The sequence below is a fragment of the Pseudalkalibacillus decolorationis genome, from assembly GCF_024609785.1.
Classification (GTDB): domain Bacteria; phylum Bacillota; class Bacilli; order Bacillales; family Fictibacillaceae; genus Pseudalkalibacillus; species Pseudalkalibacillus decolorationis.
Genome location: NZ_JANHJQ010000016.1, coordinates 110976 through 122965, shown reverse-complemented (window position 1 = coordinate 122965; position 11990 = coordinate 110976). Strand labels below are relative to the sequence as shown.

Sequence of the window (11990 nt, the reverse complement as noted above, 5' to 3'; positions counted from 1 at the left end):
CTCGTATTTTCTGAGTTGCGCTCGTATTTTCTGAGTTGCGCTCGTATTTTCTGAGTTGCGCTCGTATTTTCTGAGTTGCGCTCGTATTTTCTGAGTTGCGCTCGTATTTTCTGAGTTGCGCTCGTATTTTCTGAGTTGCGCTCGTATTTTCTGAGTTGCGCTCGTATTTTCTGAGTTGCGCTCGTATTTATCGAATTCACCTTCCGGCTCTTCTCAAAATACTGAATAAAGTACAAGAAACAGAATAATACAGAGCTGATCTGTGACATTTGACTGTATTAGTAGCCCGAAAATTCCAATATGGGAGATTTACGTCCGTAAATCTTCCTATCGAAAACACCTATAGTAGATTAATGAAAATATTAAGTAACCAGCCATCCTCCATCTACTAATAGATCAGAACCTGTCATATAGGAAGCTTCACTAGAAGCTGCGAAAGCGATTACATTAGCAATCTCTTTCGGTTTTCCTACTCTTTTCAATGCCGTATGTCTTTTGATCGCCTCTTCAAACCGATTATTCTTCAATCCCTCCTCTGTAAGTGGTGTAATTGTATAACCTGGAGATACGGAATTAACTCGAATTCCGTACTGGGAAAATTCGACTGCAAGTGCTTTTGTAAAGTTAATAACCCCTGCTTTCGAAGAGCTATAATGTGGAATTTGCGCTCCTGCTTTGTGCCCTGATAAGGAAGCAACGTTAACGATAGCGCGATCTCTTACATTTCCAGAATCTTTGTCATTTATTCTACCGTCAGCAATCACCTTTCCGAGTATTTTCGAAACGAGAAACGTACTTTTCAAATTCGTATCCTGGATTCGATCCCATTCGCTTGTTTCCATTTCCAATATCGTTGATTTACTTGAAACACCAGCATTATTAACTAATACATGAAGATCTCCATATTTCTTTTGAATAAATTGTGCAAGATTTTGGACATCCTCTTCATTTGTTACATCTGCTCGAAAAACCTCTGCAACTTGTTCAGGTAAGTGGCTATTGATTCGATCAGCGACTCGTTCTAGTTTTGAAGAAGTACGTCCAACTAGGATTACCCTTGCCCCTTCTTCAGCGAATCGTATTGCAGTCTCTTGCCCAATACCACTACCAGCTCCTGTAACGACAGCTATAGCATCTTTCAATTTAGCCACCTATTCCCCACCAACCTTCTTTACTAACGATCCCTCACTACCAAGGGTTTTTCCATTTTCCAAACGAGTGATCACCTGAAAGATGCTGTAGTTTGCTACAAAATCGATTTCTTTATCATAGCCATAGCGAAGCAACATCTTTCCAATTTGTGATTCTCTTAAAATCTTTGTGTTTTCCTTTCTATTCCCTGTAAAAAAACGATGTGCAGCCATCGCTGAATCCGTCAATTCCAGTTCCATATTAGGTTGGGAAGCAATGCAATCAATAAAGTAACCTGCACCAAAAAAGTCTTCCACATTAAACTCTCCAGATGAGCCTGAACAAACAAGTACAATCGTTTCATCCTCGTAGCTTTTTAAAATATGTTCCGCTACCGTTTGACTGTTTAATAGTGATGCTACATAAACTGCTTTTGCTTCAGCTGAATTCTTGATGGCGACGGTTCCATTTGTCGTGGATAGAATCACCGTTTTCCCATTGACCTTCTCTTTTAAATCCATCGGGTTCGGGGATAAAAATCCTTCAATTGTTCTACCACCGTACTCCCCAACAAGTACATAACTTCCTTCACTTCTCCCAAACGCTTCCTTTTGGGCCTCTTCACCATTTAGGACTGGAATGATTTCCTTTGCCCCGAAATCTAATGCTGCTGTTATCGTAGAAGTGGCAAGTAAAATATCAAAAACGACAGCTACTTTATTATCTTTCATCTTTTCTTTATCAATGTCTTCCTTTTTCAGCAGTAGATGGATTTTCATAGACAGCACCTCACATTCCCCGTTCCGCAGTAGATAAGGCATGCTGAATTAAATTGCGTACAAACTGATTTAAGTTAACAAACCTCTCATCTTCTGTTTGTCCCTTTTTCCACCTGTAATATATTTGCTGGCAAATGACAGCTAGTTTAAAGTAGGCAAATGTTAAATAAAAGTTGAAGTCTGATATGTCTCTGCCACTTTTATTTGCATAACAATTGATGAATTCATCTCTTGTCATAAAACCAGGGTGCGTCGTAATCGGTGCTTCTCCCATCCCACGTTTCAAAAGTTCTGAGTCATCCACTTCAATCCAATAACTCATCGCAGCTCCTAAATCAGCTAACGGATCCCCTACGGTTGTCATTTCCCAATCAAACAAACCGGTCATTTCACTTAAATCATGAGAGAACATCGCATTATTCAATTTATAATCATAATGAATGATCGTCGGTGCCTGAGATTTTGGATTATGGTTGACCATCCATTCTTTCAAATGTTCTAAGCCGTGGATTTCGTCTGTTTGTGATCTGTCATACCGCTTGATCCATCCATGTACTTGTCTTTCCATAAATCCATCGGGTTTTGTCATCTCTTTCAGCTTTGTCTTCGTATAATCGATGTTATGTAAGGAGACGAGTGAATCTACCATCGTTTCAGAAATTCTCTCACATAACCGTTCCGTAACTACCACATCATCTGGAAATTTTGTATCTAGGACGACACCCTGCTTTCTTTCCATAATGAAGAATGGACTCCCAATCACATCTTCATCTGCAAAAAGATACGGCTCTGGAGCTACTGGAAAATAGGGATTAATTTCTTGTAAAATGCGACATTCCCTTTCCATATCATGTGCTTTAGGAGCTACTGGGCCTAATGGCGGACGTCTTAACACCGCTTCCCAGTCACCAACCTTCAACTGATAGGTCAAATTCGAACGCCCAACGCTGAATTGTTTTACGGTTAGCGGATCATCTGGTAAATTATCTAACTGTTTTCGTAAAAAAAGTTCAATTGATTCAAGATCTAACTCCTCCCCTTTACGAACAGGGATCGTCTGAGAGGTCATAAGAAATCCTCCTTTAATTTGTTACAAGATGACCTTCTAAAACATTTCTAAGATTTGACGGAATCGGCTCAGTCTTTTGCTCCTCATAATTAAAACAAACAATGACCGCTTCTGCTTTCGCAACAAGTAACCCCGTATCGGTCGCCTTGATCATATGGTCAAAACTAAAGCTTTTCGTACCTATTTTCGAAATCCGGGTGGATACGGTTAACTTTTGATTGAAATAAGCCTGTGCCAAAAAGTCACACTTCGTCGAGGCAATAATAAATCTGCCAGGAGTGGCATTGCGATCCGGTACAATTTTCTCAAAAAATTTGCCACGGGCCTCTTCCAAATAAATAAAATAGCTCGTATTATTAACATGACCAGCTGCATCTGTTTCACAAAACCTTACCGTTATTTCGGTTTCTTGGTTCAAGATTTCTCACATCCCAATCCTCATTTCAACATTCTACTAACCAGTTAGTATGGTTTCCATATGGATGTCATGAATTTACCAGATGCTACGTATCTAATCGAATACCTAAGTAACGCAGAACTTAGATAATCCGCACCCGTATGAAAGTTAATCTCTTTTATTAATTCCATTTAAAATCATTTCAAGATAAATTTCGGTGAGCTCCGTTTCTGAAAGTTCACCTTCCGGATTGAACCAGTAATAACTCCAGTTTGTAACGCCTAGAATACCACGGGTAATCATATCGGGGTTCAGGTTTTCATCAAAATCCCCTTTTCTTATCCCTTCCTCTACGACTGTCTGTAAATTTTTTCTGAATAGGTCCCTTTTTTGCATATTCTGTTCAAGATACTCGGTGCCAAGGTTTCTCATCTCCCTGAAGAAAATCCGCGCACTTTTCCTACGTTGCTGAATGTTGTGAATCAGCAAATACATGGTATCCCGAAGCTTGATTCGACTATCCTTAGATGTATCATTTATAATTTCTTCTTGCTGTGTTAACAAAAATTCGATATAGCTTAGGTGTATGTCCCGCAACAGTTCCTGCTTGCTGCTGAAATAGTAATAAAATGTCCCTTTTGTAACCCCGACATCATCCACGATATCCTGGATGGAAGTTTCGGTAAAACCTTTCTTATCAAATAAATGGATACTTGTATCAATAATTTTTTGCTTCATTCGGATGTTCCTCTCATTTAAGTATGATATAAGAAAAGCGCAAGCGCCCTGCTTAGCCACGAAGGTCACTGGAAGACCGACGAGGAGGCTCGGCCCAAACAAGTTCGGCCCTGCGTAGGAATATACATGGAGTACTTCAGTGTGTTGCCGCCGCAGGAGGCCTGAAGTGATCCAAGTGGTTGGGCGCTGAAGCTGGACATTACATCCATGCCGCAAACTTTTATACTTTCTATAGTATAAAAAATTATATCATATCTAAATTAAGCTGAATCCGTTACCTACCCTGTAAAAGGTGTATTATATAGGGTGTCATTCACGTTCAATGATCGTCGCGATACCTTGTCCACCGCCGATACATGCAGTAATGAGAGCATATCTCCGACCGGATCGATCCAACTCATATATAGCTTTGGTTGTCAGTATAGCTCCTGTTGCTCCAAGTGGGTGTCCATGCGCTATCGCACCGCCATTTACATTTACTTTATCCATATCCATATCAAGTTCTCTGTCACAGGCAAGCACTTGTCCTGCAAAGGCTTCATTGATTTCAATGATATCCATGTCATCAAGAGTGAGCCCTGACTTTTCCAACACCTTTTTGGTAGCAGGAACAGGCCCGATTCCCATTATATTAGGGTCTACACCTGCTACAGCACATGCTCTTACAGTCGCTAATGGAGTTACCCCAAGCTCCTCCGCTTTTTTTCTAGACATAATAACGAGAGCAGAGGCTGCATCATTTAATCCTGAACTGTTCCCGGCAGTAACTGTACCATCTTCAATGAAGGCTGGCTTCAACTTGGATAAAGCTTCTATCGTTGTTTGCGGTCGTGGATGTTCATCGATTTTATATTCAATCGGATCTCCTTTTCGAACTGGAATGTGCAACGGTACAATTTGTTCATCGAACCGTCCCTCTTCCATTGCATTTGCCATTCTTTGCTGGCTTCGGAGAGCGAATTCATCTTGTTCCTGTCTACTAATCTTGTAATATTCCACAAGATTTTCAGCTGTAATGCCCATTGGCGGATCTCCTATATCTTTTGGTGACAATTGAGATTTTCTGAATTTAGGGGGCATTGGGCTGTACGCCTTTTCTGGTCGATCCATCAGGTATGGTGCACGACTCATGCTTTCTGTTCCACCTGCTACATAAACATCGCCGTCTCCTGACCATATTGCTTGCGCTACTAAATTGATCGCGTTTAATCCTGATCCGCATTGACGGTCGATCGTTAATCCCGGCAGATTAATAGAGAGTCCGCTTTGTAATGCTGATAATCTAGCAATATTCCCTCCACCGCTTAAGACGTTTCCGATAATAACATCTTCAATCATCTCTGGGAGGACACGGGCGCGGGTCACAGCCTCCTTGATGACTTCCGCTCCCAAAACATGGGCTGGAATGGTCGCTAACGCCCCTCCCTGTCTGCCAATAGCTGTTCGAACCGCAGATACAATGACAGCATCTCTATTCATTTATTTTTCACTTCCTCACATTAATAATTGGAACTACATTGCATGCGATCCCCCGTCTACAACCAACACATCACCGGTAATATAATTTGAAGCAGCTGAGCTTAAAAATACGGCTGCCCCTTTCAAGTCATTTTCAGTACCGAACTTTCTTAAAGGCGTACCGTTTAGGATGGCGTCTTTACCATGTTCTATTAATGCTGATGACATTTTCGTAGGGAAAAACCCAGGCGCGATTGCATTTACATGGATACCCCGTGGACCCCATTTGACGGCCAAATCCTTAGTAAAAGTAATCACGGCTCCTTTGCTTGAATTATAGCCGATCGCATCCATGTATTTTGGATTCGATCCTTTCATACCTGCAACAGATGCAATGTTTATAATCTTCCCCGACTCTTGTTCCAACATCACTTTTCCAACCGCCTGTGACATCAAAAAGGTTCCGGTTACATTCACATTGATTACTTTCTGCCATGCTTCTAGTGGCATCTCTTCGACAGGAGCTCCCCAGGAAGCACCACTATTATTGACTAGGATGTCGATTCTCCCAAACTGTTCCAATGTCTTTTGAACGACATTTTGTATGTCATCCGGGTTTGTAACGTCACATTTCATTGCGAATGACTTTACCCCGAGTTTTGTTAGATGTTCGCTTACTTCCTTGCAGGCATCTTCCTTCCTTGAACAAACAACGACATTTGCTCCCGACTCTGCAAATCCTTCAGCGATCTGTTTTCCTAAACCTCTCCCGCCACCTGTTACAATCGCGGTTTTTCCGGACAGGTCAAACAGTTCCTTGATATGCATTTTCTTCCCTCCTCTGTTTGTCATTCCTATGTTTCTTCAGTTCGTATTTGGCAATTGCTCTGCGATGCACTTCATCCGGTCCATCAGCTAAGCGAAGGGTTCGGATATTTGCCCATTTTGCTGCTAATGAATAATCATTACTGACACCAGCCGCACCAAATGCCTGGATGGCTCGATCTATTACTTTTAGTGCCATATTAGGTGCAACAACTTTAATCATCGCGATTTCTGCTTTTGCTCCTTTATTTCCAACCGTATCCATCATATAGGCAGCTTTCAATGTTAGTAATCGGGCCTGTTCAATGTCGATTCTCGAATCCGCGATCCATTCGCTTATCACACCTTGCTCTGAAAGTTTCTTCCCGAAAGCTTCTCGCTCTTGTACACGCTTACATAAATCCTCTAATGCTTTTTCAGCCGCTCCGATTGTTCTCATACAGTGGTGAATTCTTCCTGGACCAAGTCTTCCTTGAGCGATCGCAAACCCTTTTCCTTCTCCCCAAATCAGATTTGAAGTAGGGACTCGGACATTGTCATATTCAATTTCAGCGTGACCGTGTGGGGCATGATCATAACCGAAAACGGGAAGAACTCGCTTTATATTGACACCTTGAGTATTAAGTGGAACAAGGATCATCGATTGCTGCTCATGTTTAGGTGCATCGGGATCATTCTTTCCCATTACGATCGCAATTTTACAACGTGGATCTCCTGCTCCGGACGACCACCACTTCGTTCCATTGATGACATACTCATCACCATCCCTGACAATACTCGTTCTAATATTCGTTGCATCCGATGAAGCGACATCAGGTTCTGTCATTGAAAAACAAGAACGGATTTCTCCATTTAATAGTGGATTCAGCCATTTTTCTTTTTGCTCGTCAGAACCATACCGGACAAGAACCTCCATATTCCCTGTATCTGGTGCAGCACAATTAAACACTTCAGGCCCAATGCTAGATCGGCCCATAATTTCACATAATGGAGCATATTCAATATTTGTTAGTCCTGCCCCGTACTCACTTTCAGGTAAAAATAAATTCCATAGATCCTTTTCTTTCGCCTTTTTCTTCAACTCTTCCAAAATCGGTGGAACTGTTGAAAAGCGATTTTCCTTACTAAGCTGGTCTTCATATACCTTCTCATTAGGGTAAATATATTCATCCATAAATGCAGTCAGTTTTCCCTGTAAGTCCTGGACCTTTTCCGAGTAATCAAAATTCATACGACACCTCCTCTGAATTATGAACTTCTTTATAGATACGTTTTAATCTGTTGGATTTATACTGTCACCTGGACTTATCGTTTTGTTCAAATTTTAAATTTTACAAAGCAGGACATTCCCTTTGATAACTTCCTGTCCATCTTGATTGGTTGCGTTCACTTTAAAATCCATCTTCTTATTATCACTTTTATCTAAAATTGCATTGAGCGTGATGACATCATTTAATCGGACCATACCTTTAAAACGGATGTTGTAATCTTGGATAAACGTTTCCTCATAATAGGGCGTAAAAAGTTTTGCAAGATTTCCCATCGTCCACATTCCATGTGCGATAATTCCAGGTAATCCAGCTTTTTTTGCTTCTTCATCGATCGTATGAATCGGGTTATAATCTCCCGAGGCTCCAGCATATTTGATCAAGTCTAACCTAGAAACCGGTGTAAGTGTTACATCTTGAAGCGATTCACCAACTTGTAAGTCTGCTAACTTGTTCAAACAAACATCCCCTTCCGAACCGCTTCTGTTATGATGACAACCTGCTCCTCGGTAAAAATGAGATTCCCTTCAAGGTCTTCGCCATATCGTTTTAATAATAAGAAGCCCATTTCTCCGCTTTTTCCTTTTCTTTCATAGTAATTCGTTACTTCTGAATAACATCGAATCTCTTCACCGACGATCAACGGCCTTTCATAATGATAGGTTTGTTCGCCGTGAATAAGACCTTTATTCGGTAAGTTGAGCTCCTCAATCGTCCCATAATCAAACACCCGAGGAAAGGTTGGGGGAGCAATATTATTTTTATAGCGGGATTGTTTTCCAGTTTCCTCACATACAAAAATCGGATGCATATCCCCGATTGATTCCGCAAACTTTTTAACTGCTCCTCTTTCGACTGTGTTTTTCACAACACTAGATCTCTTTCCTATGCAATGTGTTAACATCGATTATCACCTCGCTGTAAATATTTGAACATCCAAGGAACGAAGAAGTTCGATTAAACCCACCACGTCCTATGGTAACATTGAACTGACTAACATCCTGTTAGCCTCCGGACTTTTCGAACAACCTATAAAATTTAGTCTTTAGGACCACCGGCTACATATATAATTTGACCGTTCACAAAGGACGACTTTTCATCAGCATAAAAGGCGACTGCATTAGCTATATCCTCAGGCTTTCCACTTCTTCCTACTGGAATATTGCTGACGCTTGCTTTAATTAGATCTTCAAATGAAATCCCGATTCGAGCAGCTGTTTGTTTCGTCATTTCCGTTTCAATGAACCCTGGGGCAACTGCATTTACTGTAATACCATATCTGCCTAGTTCAATTGCGAGCGTTTTTGTGAATCCCTGTAATCCAGCTTTTGCCGTTGCGTAATTCGCCTGACCCCGATTCCCTAATGCAGACGTCGAAGAGATGTTAATGATACGGCCATATTTATTTTCAACCATATACTTTTGGGCTTCACGAGCAGCATTGAAAGAACCTTTCAGATGAACCCCCATGACAGTGTCCCAATCTGAATCAGTCATTTTAAATAGCATATTATCCCGGATGACCCCGGCATTATTAACAAGAATATCAATTGACCCGAACGTATCAACAACTTCCTTCATGGCCATTTTAACTTGCTGGGCATCTACGACATCGGCAACCTTTTGATAGACCTCGAATCCTTTTTCTTTGAATTCGTTCGTCGTTTCACTTAACGCTTCTTCATTGACATCAATAATCGCTACTTTAGCACCTTCCTCTGCAAAACCTTGAACGATACTTTTTCCAATCCCGCGGCTCCCTCCTGTTACAAAAGCAACCCTTCCATCAAATCTCCCTGTCATATGTAATTCCTCCATTCTTTAAAATTCAACCGGCAAAACCCGTACACTACCATTTATTCACAACTGTCACACCAATGTTTTGAAAATTGCTCATTTGTTCGAATACACCAGGTGCCCCTTCTAATGAGATCTTATCGGTGATGAGCGCTTCTGGGTTCAGCTTCCCTGTTTCGACCATTCTTAGCATAGTTGGATACTTGGAAGGAGGCATACCGAGTGAGCCGACAAGTTGGATTTCAGACTGAACAATCAGATCAATTGGAATCGGGATCATACCCGCTTCGTCTTTTGTTGTTAACCCGAGCTGAAGATGCCTCCCCCGCTTTTTCAGACTCAGTAACGAAGCCTGGCAGGTTTGGGTGATACCAAGTGCATCGACGGAAACATCGGCACCCCCTTTTGTTATTTCTTTGATTGCTTGGACTGGGTTTTCATATTTTGCATTAACGGTCACTACAGCACCTACTGTACGGGCAAACGAAAGCTTCTCATCATCAATGTCTATAGCAATGACATTAGCCCCTATTGCATCGGCAATTTGAACAGCTGATAATCCTACTCCACCGCATCCATGAATGGCAACCCATTCTCCCGGTCTAACATTTGCTTGACCAGTTATTCCATGGAAGGCAGTCATAAAGCGGCATCCCATCCCTGCTGCCACCGTAAAATCGATCGTTTCAGGAAGCGTTGTCAGGTTAACATCAGCATTAGGGACATGTGTGTACTGACCAAATCCTCCCCAAGAAGTAAAACCAGGCATTTGGATATTTTCACAGACGTTATGATGACCACTTTGGCAATAAGGGCAACTACCATCCCCAAGTGTAAATGGGACAATCACACGGTCACCCTTTTGAAATTGCTTAACATGCTTACCCGTCTCCTCAATTACGCCGGAGAATTCATGTCCAAGAACATGCGGAAGGGGAAGCTTTAACCAATCCCAATCACCCATCCATGCATGCCAGTCACTTCTGCATACCCCATTTGCCTCGACACGAAGAATGATACCATCAGCACTACACTGAGGATCTGGCATTTCACGGACTACCATCGGCTTTGCTTGTTCTTCCAAAACGAGTGCTTTCATTAAGTCTTTCACCTCTTCCCTGTTTTATATGAGCACTGGATCCGCGTTATTGGTCCTAAACTTGCTTTATTCAGCGCTTGGACCCTAAACTTCGGTGTTTGAGCCTAATTTCGGTACTATCCAATCTGTAACTATCAGACTCGTATATATTTAATAGATTATGCTATTCAGCCTATTTTTACGTGTCCTTTTAATAAGTTCCTAGAGATGATCAACCGCTGGATTTCATCCGTACCATCGTAAATTCTCCACAATCTGGCTTCACGATACCAACGTTCAATAGGCAATTCCCTCGTGTAGCCCATTCCTCCATGAATTTGTAAGACTCGATCGACCACTCGATTACCCATATTGGAACCGTATAATTTCGCCATAGATGCTGCATGACGGTTGTCTTCACCTTGGTCTAATGTAAAAGCAGCGTTAAGGACAAGCCATTTTGCCGCCTCAATTTCGACGGCGGAATCAGCTATCTGCCATTGGATGGCTTGTCGGGTCGCAATTGGTTTTCCGAATGTCTCACGTTCATTGGCATAATCGACGGCCATCTTCAATAATCGTTCAGCAGCACCTACTGCTCGAGCTCCAACAATCCATCTTGCAAAACCAATCCACTCCAGTCCAAGGTTATATCCACCATTTACTTCACCTAAGATATTTTCCTTGGGAACCCGTACATTTTCAAAAATCAAGCTTGCAGGACCCCATTCTCCCATCGTATGGATGTATTCGGATTTCCATCCCATCGATCGGTCCACGATGAAACACGTTACCCCTTTCCGACCAGAAGAAGTTTGATGTAATTCCTTATCAGTGATCGCAATAACCATGACAAAGTCTGCTTCGTTTCCGCCTGTAATAAAGGTCTTTTCTCCATTTAAAACCCATTCACCACCATCCTCTACGGCGGTCATCCTAATATTCCTCGTATCGGATCCTGCTCCAGGCTCAGTCATCGCAAAACAAGATTTTTTCTCACCATTGATCGTCGGATATAAATAGGTGTCCTTCTGTTGCTTATTTCCGTAATACAAGATGTTATCAGCAGAACCTCCAAACTGAAACGGTACAAATGTCTTGGCAACTTCCATTTGTACGATAGCGAGCATCATTTGCCCCAGATCAGCACCACCATATTCTTCTGGTGTATTGATCCCCCAAAATCCAGCTTCCTTTGCCTTTAGCTGTAGCTCCTTCATTTTTCCTTGATCAAGACTCGGTTTCCCTTCTCTCTCATTTCGTAACACGTTATTTTCTAGTGGCATTAGTTCCTTTTCTACAAATTTCCTTATTGTTTTTTGTACCATTTTTTGCTCATCTGTCAGACGTAAATGCATCGAACTATCCCCATTCTTTTAATGATTTTAGGACAATAGCTTCTGTTCAATCATTTTAGAGGTTGTTCAAAAAGTCCGGTAAAAATAGCTGT

Annotated in this window: 14 protein-coding genes; all 14 read right to left on the bottom strand. The window is 41.7% G+C overall.

The window, feature by feature from the left end; translation table 11 throughout:
* A partial coding sequence (locus NON16_RS16050; RefSeq protein ID WP_257350428.1) for a hypothetical protein occupies positions 1-200 on the bottom strand: 200 nt, incomplete at its 3' end.
* Positions 201-362: 162 nt separating this feature from the next.
* Positions 363-1151, bottom strand: coding sequence for an SDR family NAD(P)-dependent oxidoreductase (locus NON16_RS16045; RefSeq protein ID WP_257350427.1), 789 nt, complete (start codon positions 1149-1151; stop codon positions 363-365).
* Positions 1152-1910 (bottom strand): 2-phosphosulfolactate phosphatase, encoded by a 759-nt coding sequence (locus tag NON16_RS16040; RefSeq protein ID WP_257350426.1) that lies wholly within the window; start codon positions 1908-1910, stop codon positions 1152-1154.
* A 10-nt stretch (positions 1911-1920) separates the two neighbouring features.
* Entirely contained in the window at positions 1921-2979 is a 1059-nt protein-coding gene (locus NON16_RS16035; protein ID WP_257350424.1) for a phosphotransferase family protein, read from the bottom strand.
* Positions 2980-2992: 13 nt separating this feature from the next.
* Positions 2993-3397, bottom strand: a complete 405-nt coding sequence (locus NON16_RS16030) for an acyl-CoA thioesterase (RefSeq protein WP_257350423.1) — start codon at positions 3395-3397, stop codon at positions 2993-2995.
* A 147-nt stretch (positions 3398-3544) separates the two neighbouring features.
* Positions 3545-4114: a TetR/AcrR family transcriptional regulator gene (locus NON16_RS16025; RefSeq protein ID WP_257350422.1), complete on the bottom strand. Its 570-nt coding sequence runs from the start codon at positions 4112-4114 to the stop codon at positions 3545-3547.
* 309 nt (positions 4115-4423) lie between these two features.
* Positions 4424-5593, bottom strand: a complete 1170-nt coding sequence (locus NON16_RS16020; RefSeq protein ID WP_257350421.1) for a thiolase family protein — start codon at positions 5591-5593, stop codon at positions 4424-4426.
* 33 nt (positions 5594-5626) lie between these two features.
* Positions 5627-6400, bottom strand: coding sequence for an SDR family oxidoreductase (locus NON16_RS16015; RefSeq protein WP_257350420.1), 774 nt, complete (start codon positions 6398-6400; stop codon positions 5627-5629).
* Complete coding sequence (locus tag NON16_RS16010; protein ID WP_257350419.1) at positions 6378-7628, bottom strand: acyl-CoA dehydrogenase family protein; 1251 nt, start codon at positions 7626-7628, stop codon at positions 6378-6380. The genes NON16_RS16015 and NON16_RS16010 overlap by 23 nt, the downstream gene beginning before the upstream one ends.
* Before the next feature lie 93 nt (positions 7629-7721).
* Positions 7722-8123, bottom strand: coding sequence for a MaoC/PaaZ C-terminal domain-containing protein (locus NON16_RS16005; protein ID WP_257350418.1), 402 nt, complete (start codon positions 8121-8123; stop codon positions 7722-7724).
* On the bottom strand, positions 8120-8569 hold the full coding sequence (locus tag NON16_RS16000) for a MaoC family dehydratase N-terminal domain-containing protein (RefSeq protein WP_257350417.1): 450 nt from the start codon (positions 8567-8569) through the stop codon (positions 8120-8122). The genes NON16_RS16005 and NON16_RS16000 overlap by 4 nt, the downstream gene beginning before the upstream one ends.
* Before the next feature lie 134 nt (positions 8570-8703).
* Positions 8704-9468 (bottom strand): 3-oxoacyl-ACP reductase FabG, encoded by a 765-nt coding sequence (fabG, locus tag NON16_RS15995; protein WP_257350416.1) that lies wholly within the window; start codon positions 9466-9468, stop codon positions 8704-8706.
* Between the two features lie 46 nt (positions 9469-9514).
* Positions 9515-10561, bottom strand: coding sequence for a zinc-dependent alcohol dehydrogenase family protein (locus NON16_RS15990; protein ID WP_257350415.1), 1047 nt, complete (start codon positions 10559-10561; stop codon positions 9515-9517).
* 167 nt (positions 10562-10728) lie between these two features.
* Positions 10729-11898 carry an acyl-CoA dehydrogenase family protein gene (locus NON16_RS15985; RefSeq protein ID WP_257350414.1) on the bottom strand — a complete coding sequence of 390 codons (1170 nt, stop codon included), beginning with the start codon at positions 11896-11898 and terminating at the stop codon, positions 10729-10731.
* Between the last annotated feature and the right edge of the window lie 92 nt (positions 11899-11990).